The 18,471-nt window shown below is 74.7% G+C and carries 15 protein-coding genes; 8 read left to right on the forward strand and 7 right to left on the reverse strand.

Translation table 11 applies throughout. The features are described 5' to 3' along the window. Positions 1 to 11: 11 nt before the first annotated feature. Positions 12 to 1,307: a geranylgeranyl reductase family protein gene (locus tag RF647_RS00235; RefSeq protein WP_368809958.1), complete on the reverse strand. Its 1,296-nt coding sequence runs from the start codon at positions 1,305 to 1,307 to the stop codon at positions 12 to 14. After that, positions 1,304 to 2,017 (reverse strand): demethylmenaquinone methyltransferase, encoded by a 714-nt coding sequence (locus tag RF647_RS00240; protein WP_368809959.1) that lies wholly within the window; start codon positions 2,015 to 2,017, stop codon positions 1,304 to 1,306. Before RF647_RS00240 ends, RF647_RS00235 begins: the two co-directional genes overlap by 4 nt. Positions 2,018 to 2,154: 137 nt before the next feature. Here RF647_RS00240 and RF647_RS00245 point away from each other — a divergent pair, with 137 nt between their 5' ends. From RF647_RS00245 to RF647_RS00265, 5 genes are all read left to right on the forward strand, one after another. Continuing rightward, entirely contained in the window at positions 2,155 to 3,618 is a 1,464-nt protein-coding gene (locus RF647_RS00245; RefSeq protein WP_368809960.1) for an isochorismate synthase MenF, read from the forward strand. Between the two features lie 124 nt (positions 3,619 to 3,742). After that, positions 3,743 to 4,588, forward strand: a complete 846-nt coding sequence (locus RF647_RS00250) for an ABC transporter substrate-binding protein (protein WP_368809962.1) — start codon at positions 3,743 to 3,745, stop codon at positions 4,586 to 4,588. A gap of 76 nt (positions 4,589 to 4,664) precedes the next feature. After that, positions 4,665 to 5,459, forward strand: a complete 795-nt coding sequence (locus tag RF647_RS00255) for an amino acid ABC transporter permease (RefSeq protein WP_035924981.1) — start codon at positions 4,665 to 4,667, stop codon at positions 5,457 to 5,459. Positions 5,460 to 5,469: 10 nt separating this feature from the next. Further along, positions 5,470 to 6,291: an amino acid ABC transporter ATP-binding protein gene (locus RF647_RS00260; RefSeq protein WP_368809964.1), complete on the forward strand. Its 822-nt coding sequence runs from the start codon at positions 5,470 to 5,472 to the stop codon at positions 6,289 to 6,291. Between the two features lie 239 nt (positions 6,292 to 6,530). Further along, positions 6,531 to 7,919 carry an MFS transporter gene (locus RF647_RS00265; RefSeq protein ID WP_368809965.1) on the forward strand — a complete coding sequence of 463 codons (1,389 nt, stop codon included), beginning with the start codon at positions 6,531 to 6,533 and terminating at the stop codon, positions 7,917 to 7,919. A 114-nt stretch (positions 7,920 to 8,033) separates the two neighbouring features. Here RF647_RS00265 and menD read toward each other — a convergent pair whose 3' ends face one another. Further along, positions 8,034 to 9,818: a 2-succinyl-5-enolpyruvyl-6-hydroxy-3-cyclohexene-1-carboxylic-acid synthase gene (gene menD / locus RF647_RS00270; protein ID WP_368809967.1), complete on the reverse strand. Its 1,785-nt coding sequence runs from the start codon at positions 9,816 to 9,818 to the stop codon at positions 8,034 to 8,036. A 96-nt stretch (positions 9,819 to 9,914) separates the two neighbouring features. After that, complete coding sequence (locus tag RF647_RS00275) at positions 9,915 to 12,113, reverse strand: PhoX family phosphatase (RefSeq protein WP_368809968.1); 2,199 nt, start codon at positions 12,111 to 12,113, stop codon at positions 9,915 to 9,917. Positions 12,114 to 12,489: 376 nt separating this feature from the next. Here RF647_RS00275 and RF647_RS00280 point away from each other — a divergent pair, with 376 nt between their 5' ends. Then, positions 12,490 to 12,900, forward strand: a complete 411-nt coding sequence (locus RF647_RS00280) for a hypothetical protein (RefSeq protein WP_368809969.1) — start codon at positions 12,490 to 12,492, stop codon at positions 12,898 to 12,900. On the opposite strand, the gene RF647_RS00285 is transcribed toward RF647_RS00280, so the two are convergent. After that, positions 12,891 to 13,904 (reverse strand): o-succinylbenzoate synthase, encoded by a 1,014-nt coding sequence (locus tag RF647_RS00285; protein WP_368809971.1) that lies wholly within the window; start codon positions 13,902 to 13,904, stop codon positions 12,891 to 12,893. The genes RF647_RS00280 and RF647_RS00285 overlap by 10 nt on opposite strands. 130 nt (positions 13,905 to 14,034) lie before the next feature. Here RF647_RS00285 and RF647_RS00290 point away from each other — a divergent pair, with 130 nt between their 5' ends. Further along, complete coding sequence (locus RF647_RS00290; protein ID WP_368809973.1) at positions 14,035 to 14,883, forward strand: phosphatase PAP2 family protein; 849 nt, start codon at positions 14,035 to 14,037, stop codon at positions 14,881 to 14,883. Here RF647_RS00290 and RF647_RS00295 read toward each other — a convergent pair. After that, positions 14,816 to 15,709, reverse strand: coding sequence for an MBL fold metallo-hydrolase (locus RF647_RS00295; protein ID WP_368809974.1), 894 nt, complete (start codon positions 15,707 to 15,709; stop codon positions 14,816 to 14,818). The two genes, RF647_RS00290 and RF647_RS00295, sit on opposite strands and share 68 nt — an antisense overlap. Before the next feature lie 40 nt (positions 15,710 to 15,749). Here RF647_RS00295 and gluQRS point away from each other — a divergent pair, with 40 nt between their 5' ends. Beyond that, positions 15,750 to 16,751, forward strand: a complete 1,002-nt coding sequence (gene gluQRS, locus RF647_RS00300; RefSeq protein ID WP_368809976.1) for a tRNA glutamyl-Q(34) synthetase GluQRS — start codon at positions 15,750 to 15,752, stop codon at positions 16,749 to 16,751. Here gluQRS and aceB read toward each other — a convergent pair. Next, a complete protein-coding gene (gene aceB, locus RF647_RS00305) occupies positions 16,673 to 18,349 on the reverse strand; it encodes a malate synthase A (RefSeq protein ID WP_368809978.1) in 1,677 nt (558 codons plus the stop codon). The two genes, gluQRS and aceB, sit on opposite strands and share 79 nt — an antisense overlap. Positions 18,350 to 18,471 lie beyond the last annotated feature (122 nt).

Raw genomic sequence — 18,471 nt, forward strand, 5'->3', positions numbered from 1 at the left:
GGTCCACCACTCTAGCGAGTTTTCGGGGGGCGGGTGTTGCCGGTCGCGGGCGTCAGGGCGTCCAGGAGGGAGACCACCCGGTCCTCCCACGTGGCGGCGGGGCGGTCGGAGAGCTCCGCCATGACCCGGACCACGAAGCGCATCAGCGCGGGCACGGCCATGCCGGTGCGCACGGCCGCCTTCATCACGGCAGGGCTGCCGATGAGCTGGGCCAGGACCCGGCCCTGGGTGAAGTGGGCGCCCCACTCCTGCCGGACCCGGTCGGGGTAGCCGGCGAGCACGAGCTCCCGCTGGGCGGGGCCGTTGGCGGCCGCGGCCGCCACAACGTGCTCGGCGGCGTAGCGGGCGGACTCCATCGCGTTGGAGATGCCCTCCCCGTTGAACGGGGACACCAGGCCCGCGGCGTCGCCCAGCAGCAGCATCCCCGGGACGTGGTGCGGCGTGCGGTTGAAGGCCATCGGTAGGGCCGCGCCGAGCACGCGGCCGCGGCGGTGCTCCTCGTCGAACGTCCACTCGGCGGGCATGGACGCGGTCCAGTCCGCGAGCACCTTCCGGTAGTCCAGGGCCCCGAACGCCGGGGAGGTGTCCAGGATCCCGAGTCCCACGTTGGCGGTGCCGTCCCCGACGCCGAAGACCCAGCCGTAGCCCGGCAGCAGCGCCCGCTGCGGGTCGGTGCCGTCGGTGAGCTCGAGCCATCCCTCCATCCAGTCCAGGTCCGAGCGCGGGGACTCGAAGTAGGCGCGCACCGCCACCCCCATCGGGCGGTCGTCCCGCTTGTGCAGCCCGGCGGACACCGCGGTGCGGGAGGAGTTGCCGTCGGCGGCGAGCACGACGTCCGCCCGGTGCTCCTCGGTCTCGCCGGTGCGCCGCCCGGCGGCGTCGAGAACGTTGGCGCGGGCGCCGACGACCTGGCCGGAGCCGTCGCGGAACACCCCGGTCACGGCCCGGCGCTCGAGCACCCGGGCCCCGGCGGCGCGGGCGTGCCCGGCCAGGTGCTCGTCGAAGCCCAGCCGGGTGCGCACGAGCCCGTAGGGCGGGAAGTCGCTCAGCTCGGGCCACGGCACCTCGACGGTGCGCTCGCGGGCCACGAGCCGCAGCCCCCGGTTGCGGGCGTAGCCGAGCTCGGGCCCGTGCGGGAGGTCCATGAGCCGCATCTCGCGCACGGCGCGCGGGGTCAGCCCGTCGCCGCAGACCTTCTCCCGCGGGAACGCGGTCTTCTCCAGGACGGTGACCTCGATCCCGTGCGCCGCGAGCCAGTACCCGGCCGTGGCGCCGGCGGGGCCGCCGCCGAGGACGAGGGCCCTCATCGGGCGGGGGCGTCCGCGGCGGGCTTGACGGCCCGGTGCACGGCGACGATGCCGCCGGTGAGGTTGCGGTACTGCACACCGGTCCAGCCGGCCGCGAGGATCTCGGCGGCGAGGTCCTCCTGGTCGGGCCACGCCGCGATGGATTCGGCGAGGTACCGGTAGGCCTCCGGGTTGGACGCCGCGCGCGCGGCGATCCCGGGCAGCGCCTTCATGAGGTACTCCGTGTAGACGGTGCGCAGCGGGGCGGCCGTGGGGGTCGAGAACTCGCAGATCACGAGCCGGCCGCCCGGCCGGGCGACCCGCAGCATCTCGGCGAGCGCGCGGCGGTAGTCCTGGATGTTGCGCAGCCCGAAGGAGATGGTCACGGCGTCGAAGGACGCGTCCGCGAACGGAAGCCGGGTGGCGTCGGCCTGGACGAACTCGATGTCGGGGCGGCGGGCGCGGCCCACCTCGAGCATCCCGAGCGAGAGGTCCGCGGCCACGACGTCGACGCCCGCGTCCGCGTACGGCTCGGACGAGGTCCCGGTCCCGGCGGCGAGGTCGAGGACCTTCTCCCCCGGGACGGCGCCGACGGCCTCCGCGACGACCCTGCGCCAGCCGCGGGTCCGCCCCAGCGAGAGGACGTCGTTGACGAGGTCGTAGCGGGGCGCCACGTCGTCGAACATGGCGGAGACTTCGTGCGGCTGCTTGGACAGGTCTGCTCGGTTCACCCGGTCATTGTCGCACCTCGCTCCGACGCCCCCGCCCGGGCTCCTCCCCCGGCGCCCACCCCGGACGCACTCCAGGCGGCCTCGCCCGCGGGAGCGGGGCCAGGGGCTGTCCGGCGGTCGGCCTAGACTGGGGGGCGATGTCTCCCACCGCCCCCGCCGCCGACCCCGCAGCCGCCCCGCCGGTCCCCGTGCTGCACGCCCTGACGGTGCCGCTGTCCGCGCTGGGCGCGGATCCCGCGCCCGCCCCGGACCTGCGGGACCTGCTCGTCGGACCGGAGCTGCTCACCTGGACGGTGGACGGGCGCGGACTCGTGGCCTGGGGCCGGGTCGCCGAGCACACGGTGCGCGGCGCGGACCGGTTCACGGCGGCCCGCGTGTGGTGGGACGACCTGGTCGGCGCGGCCGTGGTCGAGGACCGCGTGGGAGTGCCCGGGACCGGGCTGGCCGCCTTCGGCGCGTTCACGTTCGCGACCGCCTCCGCCGTGGACTCCGGGCTCGTGGTCCCGGAGCTGCTCGTGGGCCGCCGGGGCGACGTCGCGTGGGTGACCCTCGTGGTGGCCGTGGCCCCCGGGACCCCCTTCGCGCTGGGCGCCGACGACGTCGCAGCCGCCTGGCTGCGCCGGATCGGCTCCGCCCCGGGGCGTCCGCCCGCCGCGGGCGGGCCGCCCGCGGCGCCGGCCGTGGTCCGGCTGTCCTCGGGGACCCTGGGCGAGCACGAGTGGACGGAGGCGGTGCGCGAGGGCGTCGAGCGCATCCGCTCCGGCCGGATGGAGAAGCTGGTCCTGGCCCGGGACGTCGTGGCGCGCACGGACGCCCCGCTGGACGCCGTGGCCGTGGTGCGGGACCTCGCCCGGCGCTACGAGCAGTGCTGGACGTACTGCGTGGGCCTCGGCGGGGACCCTGCGGGCGCGGGCCGGCTCATGGGGGCCACCCCCGAGATGCTGGTGCGGGTCCTCGACGGCGTGGCTCACGCCCGGGTCCTCGCCGGCACCCTGGACCGGGACGCCGCGCCCCCGGATGAGGACCCGCACGAGTACGCCGCGCGGGTGCTCGGCGAGTCCGAGAAGCAGCAGCACGAGCACGGGTTCGCGATCGACTCCCTCGAGGCGTCGCTGGCCCCCTACACCGACGCCGTCACGACCTCCCCGGAGCCGTTCATCCTCGAGCTGCCCAACGTGTGGCACCTCGCCTCGGACGTCACCGCCGCGCTGCGCCCGGGTCCGGCCGGGGACCCGCCGTCCTCCCTCGAGCTCGCCGAGGCCCTGCACCCCACCGCCGCGGTGTGCGGGACGCCCACGGCGGTGGCCGCCGCCGCGATCCCGGAGCTGGAGCAGATGGACCGGGGACTCTACGCGGGCCCGGTCGGCTGGCTCGACGCGGCCGGCAACGGGGACTGGGGCATCGCTCTGCGCGGGGCGGTGCAGGAGGACGAGCGCACGGTGCGGCTCTACGCCGGGTGCGGCATCGTGGCCGCCTCCGACCCCGAGGCCGAGCTGGCCGAGACCTGGGCGAAGCTGCGGCCGATGCTCCAGGCCCTGGGGCAGCGGGCCGCCGGGGCCCGGGAGCGCCTCGTGCCCGCCCCGGGCCTGTTCGCCGGCTGAGCCGGACCCGGGCCCGCACCGTATCCTGGTGCCCGAACACGCGCGGGGCCACCGCCCCGCAGGGCCGGCCCCGCGCCCGGCCCGACCGCGCCGATGACCACTGCTCCCACCGGAGGAACCCCGCATGCCCCGTCCGACGACCCGCCCGTCCCGCGCGCACGCCCTGGCGGCGCTGTCCGCGATCGCCGCCCTCGCCCTGACCGCCTGCACGTCCGAGAGCCCCTCCGGGGAGGCCGCGGACGGCGGCGGGGAGACCGCGGGGGCCGCCGCGTCCTCGGCCGTGGCCCTGGTGGAGCCCGGGTTCCTCACCGTGTGCTCGGAGTCCAACTACCCGCCGTTCGAGATGGAGGAGGGCGGCGAGATGGTCGGCCTCGACATGGACCTCGGCCGGGAGATCGCCGAGGACCTCGGCGTGGAGATGAAGAACGTCACGCTCGCCTTCGAGTCGATTCAGTCCGGCGCGGCCCTCGAGACCGACCAGTGCGACGTCGCGATCTCCGCCCTGTCCATCACCGAGGAGCGGCGGACGGTCATGGACTTCTCCGACCCCTACTACGACAACGAGGTCGGCCTCGTGACCGACGGGGAGGACGGGGTCGACTCGATCGACGCCGCCCGCGAGGAGCAGGTGCGGGTCGGGGTCATGCAGGGCACGGTCGGCGAGACCCAGGCCCGGGAGCTCGGCCTCAACGCCGTCCAGTTCGAGGACGCCACCACGCTGTTCACCGGCCTCAGCACCGGGAGCGTGGACGCGGTGCTCGACGACGTCACGGCGATCGCCCAGCACGCCCAGGACGACCCGGACTTCGTGGTGCAGGAGACCGCCGACCTCGACGACCAGCTCGGCGTGGCCGTGGCTAAGGGCGACGAGGCGATGCTCGCGGCGGTCGACGCCACCCTGGACCGCATCGAGGAGGACGGCACGCTCGAGCGGATCGTCGAGACGTGGATCCCCGTCCAGGAGAACTGACCCGGGGCCGGCGACCCGCACCCGGGACGCCGGCCCCGTCACCGTCCCACCCGTACCACCCAGAACGGACCAACCCATGGCCATGACCATGCACCAGAGAGCACGGCTCTCCCGCGGCGTCCAGTACGCCGTCCTGATCCTCGTCGTCCTCGCCCTCATCGCGGTCGCCGACTGGCCGCTGCTGGTCGAGAAGGTGTTCAACCCGGCCATCGCGGCCCAGCAGTTCCCCGGCATCATCGTGGTCGCGCTGAAGAACACGCTCATCTACACGCTCCTCGGCTTCGTGGTCGGCCTCACCGGCGGTGTGGTGCTCGCGCTCATGAAGCTCTCGTCCGTGGCGCCCTACCGGTGGCTGGCCACGATCTACATCGAGTTCTTCCGCGGCGTGCCCGCCCTGCTGGTCTTCCTCGCCTTCGGCTACGGCATCCCGCTGGCCTTCGGCTTCCGCTTCAACCACTACGTCACGGTGATGATCGCCCTGGGCCTCGTGGCCGCCGCCTACATCGCGGAGTCCCTGCGGGCAGGTCTGCAGGCCGTGCCGAAGGGCCAGTACGAGGCCGCGCGCTCCCTGGGCATGTCCCACGCCCGGGCCATGGTCACGATCGTCATCCCGCAGGCGCTGCGGATCGTGCTGCCCCCGCTGACCAACGAGGTGATCCTGCTGACCAAGGACTCGTCGCTGGTCTACCTGCTGGGCATGGGCGTGGGCCAGTACGAGCTCACCAAGTACGGCCGCGAGGCCATCTCCGGTGCCGGGGCGGGGCTCACGCCGCTGGTGGTGGCGGGTGTCTGCTACCTCATCATCACGGTGCCCCTGGGCATCCTGACCCGCCGCTTCGAGTCCAAGACCGACCGCATGAAGAAGTCCTAGGAGCCTGACTGTGAGCACTGCATCCTCCCCCACTCCCCGGTCCGGGCCCGGCGGCGCCGACGGCCTCGCGGACGCGGCCTCCGTCGTCGTCGAGGGCCTGCACAAGTCCTACGGCTCCCTCGAGGTCCTCAAGGGCATCTCCCTCAGCGTCGGCGCCGGCCAGGTGGTCTGCCTCATCGGTCCCTCCGGCTCCGGCAAGTCCACGCTGCTGCGCTGCGTCAACCTGCTCGAGACCCCCCAGCAGGGGCGGATCACGATCGGCGACTTCGACGTGACCGACCCCGAGGCCGACGTCGACCGGATGCGCCGGCACGTGGGCATGGTCTTCCAGCAGTTCAACCTGTTCCCGCACCTGAACGTGCTCGAGAACTGCACCGTGGCCCAGCTCAAGGTGCTCAAGCGGGACCGGGCCGAGGCCGAGCGGATCGCCCGCGGCAACCTGGAGCGCGTGGGCCTGGCCGAGAAGGCGGACAAGTACCCCGACCAGCTCTCCGGCGGGCAGCAGCAGCGCGTGGCGATCGCCCGGGCCCTGTCGATGGACCCGTCCCTCATGCTCTTCGACGAGCCGACCTCCGCCCTCGACCCCGAGACGGTGGGCGACGTCCTGGCCATCATGCGCAACCTCGCCGCCGAGGGCATGACCATGCTGGTGGTCACCCACGAGATGGAGTTCGCCCGCGACGTCGCCGACAAGGTGGTGTTCATGGACGGCGGGGTGGTCGTCGAGGAGGGCCCCGCCGCCGAGGTGATCCGCCACCCCCGCGAGCCCCGCACCCAGGCGTTCCTCTCCCGCGTGCTCAACCCCACGCAGGTGCAGGCCCCGGAGCAGTGACCCGGTGCGGTCCGGGCCCGTCGTCTACGGACGACGGGCCCGGACTCATATCCAGGACAGTCTCGATCGAGGACATCAATATTCCATCCATGTGAATCCCCCCCTGGTGGATCCCTGGGTCTTTGCCTCATATGACCCGGATCACAGCTCTGCCAGGCTGGACGCAGCCAGGGGACGCACCGCCGGTCTCCCCCGCTTCCTGCCTTGTCCACGCGCTGCCCAGAGAGGTCCCGGGGAACATGACCCAACCACACACCATCATCGCGGAGAATCCGCTGCTCGAGCAGAGGACCGCCCGCTTCGTGGCGTTCATCATCTGCCTCGCCCTGCTCTTCGACGGCTACGACCTCGTCATCTACGGGGTGGTCCTGCCGGGCCTGCTCGCCGACCCCACCCAGATCGGGGCCCTGGAGCCGGCCGTCGCCGGCCTGGTGGGTTCTTACGCCCTCATCGGCGTGCTCATCGGCTCGCTCGTCTGCGGGGCCATCGGCGACTTCTTCGGCCGCCGCCGGCTGCTGATCACCGGTGTCGCCTGGTTCTCCGTGGGCATGTTCGTCACTGCGCTGACCACCAGCGTGCTGGCCTTCGGCGCGATGCGCTTCCTCACCGGCATCGGCCTCGGCCTCGTGATCGCCACCGCCGGCGCCACCATGGCCGAGTTCGCCCCCGCCGGCCGCCGCCAGTTCTACAACGGCATCGTCTACTCCGGCATCCCCGCCGGTGGCGTCTTCGCCGCCCTCATGGGCATCGCCTTCCTCACCGACCTGAGCTGGCGCGGGCTCTTCATGATCGGGGCCCTCCCCCTCCTCCTGCTCGTCCCGCTCATGCTGTGGAAGCTCCCCGAGTCCCCGCGCTGGCTGCTCACCCGCGGCGAGACCGAGCGGGCCGAGGCCGTCGCCCTCCGGACCGGCGTCCCGCTAATCGAGGAGCAGGTCATCCAGAAGGCGGGGGCCGCACCGCGCAGGACCGGCTACGCGGCCGTGTTCTCCAGGCAGTTCGCCCTGGCCTCGATCCTGCTGGGCTTCATGTCCTTCTGCGGCCTGCTGCTCACCTACGGACTGAACACCTGGCTCGCCGTCATCATGAACGGCTACGGCCACAGCATCAGCCCGCTGTACTTCGTCCTCGTGCTCAATGGCTCCGCCCTGGTCGGCGGTCTGCTGGCCTCCCGCCTCGCGGACCGCACCGGCCCGCAACGGATGATCGCCACCACCTTCGCGCTGGCCGCGATCGCCCTGGTCCTGATGACCTTCAGCTTCCCGCTGCCGCTGCTGTTCCTCTTCATCGCCGTGGCCGGCGTGGGCACCATCGGCACCCAGGTCCTGGTCTACGGGTTCCAGTCGAACTACTACACCACCAACGCCCGGGCCGCCGGCGTGGCGTTCTGCGCCAGCATGGGCCGGTTCGGCGGCATCTTCGGCCCGATCATCGGCGGCTGGCTCGCCGCGGCCGGCTTCGGCGGCCCCCAGGCGTTCTACGTCTTCGCCGGCGTGGCCCTGCTCGGCGCACTGGTCACCCTCGTGGTGCCCCACCAGCGTAGGCTGGAGGAGGCCGAGCACCGGGTGGAGGAGCTCGCCGGGCACCCGCAGGCGCCCGCCGAGCGCGAGGGGCCCACCGTGCGCGGCTGACCCCCGCGGCACCGCCTCCGGGCCCCGTCCCCCTCGCCAGGGGGCGGGGCCCGTCCGCGTCCCCGGCCCCGGGGCGCCGGCCGGCGCAGGGCACCCGGCGCACCTCGACGCCCCTCAGGGGCCGGCGCGGTCTCCTGCACCGTTGTCCGCAGCCGTGTCCTGCGCCATGTCCTGCGCGGCGGCCTCCGCGGCGGCCCGGGCGACGGCGGCCCGGATCCGCGCGTGGAGGTCACGCAGCCCGCGCCGGTCCACCACGACCTCCAGGACCGAGCGCCCCCGCACGGGCGCGGCGAGCGACTGCTCGAGTTCGGCGACGCCGGCCGCACGCCGGTGGGCCACGCCGTAGCCGGCGCACAGCGCGTCGAGCCGGGCCTCGTGCGGGGTGCCGAAGAACCGCTCCACGACCGCCCGGTACTCCTCCTGCTCCCCCAGCGCGCCGTGCTCCAGGGTCGTGAAGATCCCCCCGCCGCCGTCGTTGAGGACCACGAGCTGGAGGTCGGGCTCGCGCTCGCCCGGGCCCAGCAGCAGGGACGAGACGTCGTACAGGAACGTCAGGTCGCCCAGGAGGGCGCGGACCGGCCGGCCCCCGCCGAGCGCCGCGCCGGTGGCCGTGGCCACCGTTCCGTCGATCCCGGCGAGCCCCCGGTTGGCGAGCACGAGCGGGGAGCCGGGGCCGGGCCGGGCGGCCAGGTCGAGGTCGCGCACCGGGTTGGAGGAGCCCGCCAGCAGCACGGCCCCGTCCCGCCGGCAGGCCTCCCACACCGCGGCGGCCACGGCCGGGCCCGTGGCCCGCTCCGGCGGCTCGGCGGCGAGCAGCCCGGCGACGGCGCCGTCCGCGGCGGCGCCCGCCTCCCGCCAGGTCTGCGCCCAACCGGGGGCGCCGCGGCCGGTGAAGGCGGCCGCCTCGGCCCAGCTCATGAGCACCCGCTCACGGCGCCGCCCGGGCTCGTACCAGGCCACGGGTGCCGGCCGCACGGCCGCGGTGGCGACGTCCTCCCGGGCGAGCAGGGCCCCGACCGGGCGGGAGAGCGTGGGCCGGCCCACGAGCAGGACCCGCTCGATCCGCCGGCCCAGCGGGGAGTCCAGCAGCAGCCGGTAGGCCCCCACGGCGTGCGGACCGCTCCGCGCGTTCGAGGAGGGCTCCGCGAGCAGCGGCAGTCCGCACGCCTCGGCGAAGCGTGCCGCGTCCGGTCCGGCGCCGTCCCCTGCGACGACGACGGAGCGCGCCGTCCCGGCGTCCGGCGGCGGGACCGCGACGGGTCCGGCCGCCACCGCGGCCGGCCCCGGGTCCGGCCGTGCTCCCGTCCGGGCGGCCAGCAGCCGGGCCCGGGCCTCGAGCACCGGGCCGTCCTCCGGCGCGGGGTGCAGCGGCTCTCGCAGGGCCACGTTGAGCTGGACCGGTCCTGCCGGCCGTGGCCCCTGCCGTGCACGGCCGGCCAGGGCGGCGAGGACCTCCTCGAGACGGGCGGGCACGTCGTCGTCCGGGAGGAGGTCCACGGCGGCGCGCACGTGGTCGCCGAAGATCCCCGGCTGGCGGGTGGTCTGGTTGGCGCCGGTGCCCCGAAGCTCCGGCGGGCGGTCGGCGGAGAGCACGACCAGGGGCACCTCGGCGTGGTCGGCCTCCAGCACCGCGGGGAGCAGGTTGCCCACGGCCGTGCCCGAGGTGGTGAGCACCCCGGCCGGCCGGCCGGTGGCCCGTGCGATGCCGAGGGCGGTGAACGCCGCGCCCCGCTCGTCCACCCGCACGTGGACCTCGAGGGCCCCGGCGGCCTGGGCGGCCGCCGCGGCGTAGGCCAGCGGCGCGGACCGGGAGCCGGGGGCCACGACGAGGTGCCGCATCCCGGCGGCGACGAGCTCTTCCAGGACGGTGCGGGCGGTGTCGAGAGAGGGGGTGGTCACAGGAGACCAGGGTAGTCCGGGAACGCCCCGGTCCCCGGCCCGCCGCGGGGCGGGCCGGGGACCGGGGGGGGCGCCGGACGCCTCCGGAGGCGGGGCTCAGTAGGCGCGGGACGCGGTCCTCGCCGCCGCCTTCGTCTCCGCGGTGGCCTTGCCCTTGTAGCCGCGGTAGCGGGGCCCGCGCTCGCCGTTCTTTCGCCGCTTGTGCTGGTTGCGGCCCTGGCCCGGCCGGTCGTGGATCGCGCCGGGGAACTCGGGCTCCCCGGCCCGGTCCACGGCGAAGACCTGGGCCACGGACGGCCGCGGCAGGGACCACTCGCCCTCGCCCTGGCGGGTCTCCACCACGTAGTCCGGGAAGTAGGAGCGGGGCTCCTCGAAGGAGCCGTCCTCGCCCGGGTGCTGCACGGCCACGTAGACCATGCGCTCGCGGTCGTGGATCACGGGCCCGCAGGTCTCGGCGTCCTGCGGCACGGCGAGGAACTGCTCGACGTTGCCGCGCTTGCGCCCGGACAGTCCCACCTTGAACAGGCCGTCGTTGTAGCCGATGGTCCCCGGGGCGCCGTCCGTGGAGATCCACAGGTTGCCCTCCGAGTCGAAGGCCAGGTTGTCCGGGCAGGAGATCGGGGAGACCTTCTCCACCGGGTAGCCGGAGAAATAGGTGGAGGCGTTCTTCGCCGGGTCGCCGGCGACGAGGAGGATGTTCCAGCCGAACTCGGTGGCGTCGGCACGGTGGTGGCGCTCCGTGATCTCGAGGACGTGCCCGTCGCGGTTCTGGGTGCGCGGGTTGGCCTCGTCCGGGCCGGCCTTGCCCGGGGTGCCGCGGTCGGTGTTGTTGGTCAGCGCCACGTAGACCTTGCCGGTGTGCGGGGAGGGCTCGACGTCCTCGGGGCGGTCCATCTTGGTGGCACCGACCTGGTCCGCGGCCAGGCGGGTGAAGACGAGGACCTCCTCCACGGACATGCCGGCCACGGCCGACTCCCCGTCCACCACCAGGGGCAACCACTCGCCGGAGCCGTCGAACGCGCCGTCGGAGGGCAGCCGGCCGGAGCCGTCGATCTCGGCCGCGGTGTCCCCGGTGAACTTCGCGACGTACAGGTTGCCCTCGGAGAGCAGCGTCATGTTGTGGGCGCGGTCGCCCTCCACGTACTTCTGGGCGGAGACGAACTTGTAGAGGTAGTCGAAGCGCTCGTCGTCGCCGGAGTAGGCCACCACGGTGCCGTCCTCGGCCACGCGCACGTTGGCGCCCTCGTGCTTGAAGCGGCCCAGGGCGGTGTGCTTGACCGGGGTGGAGGCGGGGTCCTGGGGGTCGAGCTCCACGATCCAGCCGAACCGGTTCGGCTCGTTCGCGTAGCCCGGCAGGGTCGAGTCGAAGCGGGGGTCCACCTCGTGCCAGCGCCGGCTCGGGGCCTCGGTGGAGATCCCGTAGCGCTTCTGCTCGGCGGAGCCGTTGCCCTTGAAGTACTGGTTGAAGTTCTCCTCGCCGGACAGGACGGTGCCCCACGGGGTGGTGCCGCCGGCGCAGTTGTTCTGCGTGCCGAGGACCACGGTGCCGGTCGGGTCGTCCTGCGTCCTCAGCAGCGCGGAGCCGGCGGCCGGGCCGTCCACGGCGAAGGGTGTGCTCAGGGTGATGCGCCGGTTGCGGGCGCCGCCGCGCACGTAGGACCAGGGCCGGCCGGGGCCGGTGCGGGCGATCTCCACGACGGACATGCCGTGGGCGGCCATGGCCACCCGGGCCACGCGCTGGAGGTCGTCCTGCTGCTCGGCGGGGAACATGAGGTTCTCGTTCGTGTACTCGTGGTTGTTCACGAGCACGCCGCTGCGCCCGCCGCGGTCCTGGAGGATGTCCAGGTAGTCGCTGTTGTAGCCGAACTGGCGCGCCTGGGACTCCGGGGTCTGCCGGAGGGGGTCGAACTCCGGGGAGTCCGCGAACAGGGGGTCGCCCCAGCGGATGATCGGGGACCAGTCGAAGCCCTCGGGGACCGTGAGGTCGTCCACGGTGTTCGGGACGGGGGCGATGGGCGCGAAGGACAGCCCGGAGCGTCCGCGGCCGTGGGCCTGGGCGGTCTCCGGGGTGGCGCCGACGACGCCGACGGTCACGGCCGCCGCGGCGCCCAGGCCCAGGGCGGAGCGGCGGGACAGCGCGGCGCTCGCGATGTCGCGGAAGTAGCCGTTGCCGGAGGTGTTGCACTCCGGTCCTGCGCAGGCGCTGCCGCACTTGAGCTGGCACGTGACGGGGCTGCGCTTGCCGCGCGTGTGGCCGAGCAGGGGCAGGACGGTGCGCTTGGCGGTTTCGGTCATGGCTCTCCCAGGGGACGGGGCCCGCGGCGGACCGCGGTCGGGGAACGGGTGCTCCGCCACTGCACCACCGCCCGGTGAGGCCCCGGGGGCGGCCGTGTGAACCGCAGGTGAACGGGCAGTGACCGGCCGGGGACCCATCCGCCCCTGATCAGCGGGTCCGTCCCGGGCCGAGTTCACTCAAAGAAACAATGCGCCGGCGGATTCCGCGGCCGCCCCGGCTCTGGGATGCTCGTGGCGTCAGGCCGTCCCATCCGTCCAGCGCCCCGGGCCGTGACCGGGAACTTACGGAAGACCCCCCTCCTTCTGCTCGATCCGCTCACGGGCCGTGCCGCCGCGGCGGCGGAGCCGGCCGGGACACCGGCGGAGGAGGCGCGCGATGCACACCGAACCAGAGGGGGGACTGCTGTCCCCGCGGGAGCACGGGGGGAACGTTCCGCACGAGCACGGCGCGCGCGGGTACCGGCGTGCGGCCGTGGACTGCCTGAGCGTCCACCGCGCGTGGGACCTCCACCCGGGGGACTGCCTGCACGGACGGATCATCGCCTCCGTCCGCGGGGTGGTGGGGCTCGCCTGCAGCCCCGTGGCGGTCTTCTCCTTCACGGGCGACGACCCCGAGCACACGGCCCAGACCCGGATCGGCGCCGCCCACCCCGACATGGAGCTCGGCTGCGACGACGTGTGGCGCGCCGCCCGGGCCTGGGTCCGGGGCCACGGGCTGCACGAGGGCGAGCCGGTGGACCTGGACCGGCTCCGGGCCGAGGTCCTGGGGGTCGTGGGTCAGGGTTGAGGCGCGGCCCCGGCCAGGGCGTGCACGCGGCGCAGCCGCTCCAGCCACCACCGGCGACGGTCGGCGGTCACGGCGTGGCGCGCCAGCAGCTCGGGGTCCGGGACCGCGTCCCGCAGCTCGAGCATCCCGCCCACCGGCCGCAGCGGCTCCCGCAGGACGTCCGCCCGCATGAGGGACACCGTCCCGAGCCCGCAGGCGTACGGGAGCTCGGGCAGGGCGGCGGCGAGCGCGAGACCCGCCCGGATGCCCACGGAGGTGTCCAGGGCGGAGCTGACCACCGCCGGCAGGCCGGCCTGCGCGACCACGTCCAGGGCTCGGCGCACCCCGCCCAGCGGCGCCGCCTTGACCACGAGCAGGTCGGCGGCGCCCGCCCGGGTCACCGCCAGGGGGTCGTCCTCCTTGCGCACGGACTCGTCCGCGGCCACCAGCACCGGCACGCCCCGGTGGGCGAGGCCCTCCCGGACGGCGGCGAGGCCCACGATCGTGGGCACGGGCTGCTCCGCGTACGCGAGCCCGTGCCGCCCGAGCCGCTCCAGGGCCGCGAGGGCCGTGGGCACGTCCCACCCGCCGTTGGCGTCCACCCGCAGCTCGGCCTCCGGCAGTAGGGCCCGCACGGCCGCGACCCGGGCGTCGTCGTCCCCCTGCCCCTGGCCGCGCTCGGCGACCTTGATCTTCACGGCACGCACCCCGCCCCCGAACCCGGCGAGGACCTCCTGGACCCGGGCCGCCGGCACGGCGGGCACGGTGGCGTTGACGGGGATGCGCGTGCGCCGGGGCGCCGGGAAGCCGTGCCATGCGGCGTCGACCGCGGCGCGGAGCCAGGCGCCGGCCTCGGCGTCCCCGTACTCGGGGAACGGGCCGAACTCCCCCCACCCCGCCGGGCCGCGCAGGAGCACCGACTCGCGCACGTCGACGCCGCGGAAGCGCACCCGCATCGGCAGGGCGACGACGTGCGCGTGCGCGAGCAGGTCGTCGAGCGGGGGCAGGACCACGGCGGGGAGCATGCTCCCCAGCCTAGGCGGCGCCTCTCAGTCCGCTCCGATCCGTGCGTGGAATGATGAGGGCTCCGCGGGTGCCCGCACGGCCGCGGCCGTGCCCGCGCCCCGACGATCCGCACCACCGCCCAGGAGCTCGATGACCACGACCGCCCGCCGCCCCGCCCCCACCGTCCTGCAGGTCCTGGGCCACCTGCTCGGCGCCGCCGCCCTGTGGGCGTCGGCCGCGCTGGTCGGGATCGTGGCCCTCACCACCGCGACCGGGCAGTGGCTCGACGAACTGGCCCTGCGCCAGGCGAGCGGCGCCTTCCCCGACCTCTCCGACCGCGCCGCCCAGCTGCTCGACTCGGTCCCGTGGGTGGTGGGCGCCGTCTCCGCCCTGTGCCTGGCGGTCCTGGCCGTGCGCTCCCGGCGCCTCGCCCCGGCGGTGGTCGGGGCGGCGGTGGTCGTGCTCTCCAACCTCACGGTCCAGCTGCTCAAGCGGGTGCTGCTGGAGAAGCCGGACCTCGGGATCCAGGAGGCCGCCGTCAACTCCTTCCCGTCCGGGCACACGGCCGCCGCGGCCGCCGCCGTGGCGGTGGTGCTGCTCGCGGCCCCCGCCCCCTCCCGGCCGGTGGTCGCGCTGCTGGGGGCCGGCGCCACGACCGCGACCGGGGTGGCCACGCTGCTGAACGGCTGGCACCGGCCCTCGGACGTCGTGGCGTCCCTGCTGGTCGTGGCGGGCTGGGCCGCCCTCGGCGGGCTCGTGCTGCGCCTGACCGGGCCCGTGGAGCGCCCCGTGCCCGGCGGGGGCCTGACCGCCCTGCTGGCCGTCTCCGGCGCGGGGGCCCTGCTGGTCGGCCTGCTGCCGCTGTGGGCGGCCCTGCGCGTGCCGGGCGGGGGCTGGGCTGCGGTCGCGGCGTGCGCGGCGATCCTCGGGGTCAGTCTCCTGGCGGCAGCGGCGCTGACAGCGCTGCAAGCTCCTCGGTCGCGGCGTCCTCGGCCCTGATCCGCTCGAGCCGGTCCAGGAGGATCCGCGCCGCCCCCGGGTTGTAGGGCAGGCGGAACATCGAGGCGGTCACGGGCCGCATGCCGTCCGGCTGCGCCGCGGCGGCCTCGCTCGCGTCCACCCGCTCTATCGCGGTGCGCATGAGCCGGGCCTGCTGGAGCACGAAGCCGCGCTCCACCGGGTTGCCGTGGCCGGGGACGAAGACCTGGTACCGGTCGAGGGCGGCCAGGCTTTCGAGGGCCGTGGCCCAGCCTCGCGGGTAGGAGTCGTCGAAGCTGGGGTCGGCGCCCTGCTCCACGAGGTCCCCGGTGAACACGACGTCGTCGACGCCCACGCAGAGGTCGTTGTCGGTGTGGCCCGGGCCTAAGGAGAAGAGCACCGCCGCCCGCTCCCCCAGGTCCACCCGGGTCAGGGCGGGGCGCCGGCCCGTGCCCGGCAGGTGCCGGTTGGGCACGACGAGACGGGTGTCCGGCCCCTCGGCGGCGGCCATCTCGGGCTCGTGGGTGCCCACGAAGGAGCGCTGGAAGTCGCCGTGCGCCTGGATCGCCGCCGCGCAGCCGCGGTGGGCCCAGAAGTCCTCGGCCCCGGCGCGCTGGAACACGGCGTTGCCCAGGAAGTGGTCGTAGTGGGCGTGGGTGTTCACCACCGTCAGCGGCAGGCCCGTGAGCGAGCGGACGGCCTCCAGGATCTCGCGGGCCTGGCGCGGGCCCGCGCCCGTGTCGATCACGAGGGCGCGACGGGACCCGAGCACGACCCCGGAGTTCAGCCTCCAGTTGTCCGTGCTCACGGCGAAGACGCCGTCGCGGATTTCGTTGATGCGCGCCACCCGACCAGGGTACCGACCGCCGCTGGCTATCCTGGCAACCATGACCGCTCCGTCCTCGGGCCGTGCGGCCGGAGGCGCCGGCCGCTATGCTCCGTCCCCCTCGGGGGACCTCCACCTCGGCAACCTCCGCACGGCGCTGCTCGCGTGGGCCCTCGCGCGCTCCACGGGCCGGGGCTTCGTCCTGCGCGTCGAGGACATCGACCGGGTGCGGCCGGGGGCGGCCGAGCGGCAGCTCGCGGACCTCGCCCGGCTGGGCCTCGACTGGGACGGCCCGCCCCTGCTGCAGTCCTCGCGGGAGGCCGAGCACCGGGCCGTGGTGGAGCGTCTCACCGCGGCGGGGGGCACCTACGAGTGCTACTGCACGCGCCGGGAGGTGCAGGCGGCCGCGAGCGCGCCGCACGGGGCCCCGGGCGCCTATCCGGGCACGTGCCGGGACCTCGGCGACGCCGAGCGGGCGCGGCGCCGCCGGGAGCGGCCCCCGGCGGTGCGGCTGCGCGCGGACGTGCGCTCCCGCACGGTCGTGGACCGCTGGGCCGGGGCGTTCACGGGGCTCGTCGACGACTTCGTGCTGCTGCGCAACGACGGCCGCCCCGCCTACAACCTCGCGGTGGTCCTCGACGACGCCCACCAGGGCGTGGACCAGGTGGTCCGGGGCGACGACCTGCTGCCCTCGACCCCCCGGCAGGCGTACCTGGCCTCGGTGCTCGGTCTGGACGAGCCGGAGTGGGTGCACGTGCCCCTCGTGCTCAACGCGCACGGGCAGCGCCTCGCCAAGCGGGACGGCGCCGTGACCCTCGCCGAGCTCGCCGCGGCGGGGCACGGCGCCGAGGCGGTGCTGGGCTGGATGGCCGCGTCGCTAGGCCTCCCCGGCCCGGTCCGGTCGGCGCAGGACGTCCTCGCCGTGTTCGACGAGGACGTCCTGCCCCGGGAGCCCTGGGCCGTGGACCCGGACCGGTGGGCCGCTCAGGCGCGCGTGGACGCGGAGGTGCCGGCCTCCTCCGGGGCGTGCGGGTCCTCGGGCTCGGCCAGGAACCGCTCGTAGGCGGGGGTGGTCAGGAACGCGGGGTAGTCGTCGCCCAGGGCCACCTCCTCGAAGATGGCGCGGGCGTCGTCGAAGCGGTCGCCCTCGGCGCGCTCGATCTTCGCGAACTCCTCCTCCAGCAGCTCCTGCACCCAGTCCCGGGTGATCTCCTCGCCCTCGTCCGTGATGGCGCGGGTGTTCACCCACTGCCAGATCTGGGAGCGGGAGATCTCCGCGGTCGCGGCGTCCTCCATCAGGTTGTGGATGCCCACGGCGCCGTTGCCGCGCAGCCACGCCTCGATGTAGCGGATCCCCACCTCCACGTTGTTGCGGATCCCCACCTCGGTGATCCTCCCCTCGGCCGAGGCGATGTCGATGAGCGCCTTGTCGTCGGGCACCACGTCCTCGCGGAGCCGGTCCAGCTGGTTCGGCCGGTCGCCGAGCACCGCGTCGAAGACCTCGCGGCACACGGGGACCAGGTCGGGGTGGGCCACCCAGGACCCGTCGAACCCGTCCTCGGCCTCGCGGGTCTTGTCGGCCTGCACCTTCTCGATCGCGGTGCGGTTGACCTCCTCGTCCCGGCGGGAGGGGATGAACGCGGCCATCCCGCCGATGGCCATCGCCCCGCGGCGGTGGCAGGCCCGCACGAGCTGCTCGGTGTAGGCCCGCATGAACGGCTGCGTCATGGTCACCGCGTTGCGGTCCGGGAGGATGAAGCGGGGCCCTCGGGTCCGGAAGTTCTTGATGATGGAGAAGATGTAGTCCCAGCGGCCGGCGTTGAGCCCCGCGGCGTGCTCCCCCAGCTCGTGGAGGATCTCCTCCATCTCGAGGGCCGCGGTGATCGTCTCGATCAGCACGGTGGCGCGGATGGTGCCGCGGTCCGTCCCCAGCATGGACTCCGCCCGGCTGAAGATGTCGTGCCACAGCCGCGCCTCCTGGTGGGACTCGGTCTTGGGCAGGTAGAAGTAGGGGCCCAGGCCGAGCTTCTTGAGCCGGCGCGCGTTGTGGAAGAAGTACAGGCCGAAGTCCACGATGGCGCCCGCGATGGGCTCGTCCCGCACGGACAGGTGCCTCTCCTCGAAGTGCCACCCGCGGGGCCGCACCACGATGGTCGGGTTGGCCCGGGCGTCCCTGTTCTTCAGCGCGTACTTCTTGCCGTCCGGGTTGGTGAACTCGATGGTCCCCTCGAGCGCGTCGATGAGGTTGAGCTGGTTGGTGACCACGTTCGTCCAGTGCGGGGTGTTGGCGTCCTCCATGTCCGCGAGCCACACCTTCGCCCCGGAGTTGAGGGCGTTGATGGTCATCTTCCGCTCGGTGGGACCGGTGATCTCCACCCGGCGGTCCACGAGCCCGGGCGGGGGCGGGGGCACGCGCCAGGAGTCGTCCTCCCGGATCCTCCGCGTCTCGGGCAGGAACGTGGGGTCGGTGCCGCGGGCGATCGCCTTGCGCCGCTCCTCGCGGGCGGCCAGCAGCTCGCGCCGGCGGGGCTCGAACTCGCGGTGCAGCGCCGCGAGGAAGCCGAGCGCGTCGGGGGTGAGCACACTGTTCTGCCGGGGCACGTGGTGACCGGTGAGGGTCACGCCGTTGATCGTCACGGGGTTGCTGGTCATGGTCATCATGGCTGGGTCCTCGCCTGAAGAGTGTCCTGGGGAGTTCGGGTGGGGCGGCTCCGGAGGGCACCGGAGCGGGTCGTCGTCGGATGCGGCGCGGCCGGGGACCCTGTCGGGCCCCCGGCCGGTCA

This window comes from Kocuria sp. CPCC 205263 (assembly GCF_040981075.1).
GTDB lineage: Bacteria > Actinomycetota > Actinomycetes > Actinomycetales > Micrococcaceae > Kocuria > Kocuria rosea.

Coding starts and splice junctions, on each gene's coding strand:
- RF647_RS00235 (WP_368809958.1), bottom strand. CDS start 1,307: ATGAGGGCCCTCGTCCTCGGCGGCGGCCCCGCCGGCGCCACGGCCGGG.
- RF647_RS00245 (WP_368809960.1), top strand. CDS start 2,155: ATGTCTCCCACCGCCCCCGCCGCCGACCCCGCAGCCGCCCCGCCGGTC.
- RF647_RS00250 (WP_368809962.1), top strand. CDS start 3,743: ATGCCCCGTCCGACGACCCGCCCGTCCCGCGCGCACGCCCTGGCGGCG.
- RF647_RS00255 (WP_035924981.1), top strand. CDS start 4,665: ATGGCCATGACCATGCACCAGAGAGCACGGCTCTCCCGCGGCGTCCAG.
- RF647_RS00265 (WP_368809965.1), top strand. CDS start 6,531: ATGACCCAACCACACACCATCATCGCGGAGAATCCGCTGCTCGAGCAG.
- RF647_RS00275 (WP_368809968.1), bottom strand. CDS start 12,113: ATGACCGAAACCGCCAAGCGCACCGTCCTGCCCCTGCTCGGCCACACG.
- RF647_RS00280 (WP_368809969.1), top strand. CDS start 12,490: ATGCACACCGAACCAGAGGGGGGACTGCTGTCCCCGCGGGAGCACGGG.
- RF647_RS00285 (WP_368809971.1), bottom strand. CDS start 13,904: ATGCTCCCCGCCGTGGTCCTGCCCCCGCTCGACGACCTGCTCGCGCAC.
- RF647_RS00290 (WP_368809973.1), top strand. CDS start 14,035: ATGACCACGACCGCCCGCCGCCCCGCCCCCACCGTCCTGCAGGTCCTG.
- gluQRS (WP_368809976.1), top strand. CDS start 15,750: ATGACCGCTCCGTCCTCGGGCCGTGCGGCCGGAGGCGCCGGCCGCTAT.
- aceB (WP_368809978.1), bottom strand. CDS start 18,349: ATGATGACCATGACCAGCAACCCCGTGACGATCAACGGCGTGACCCTC.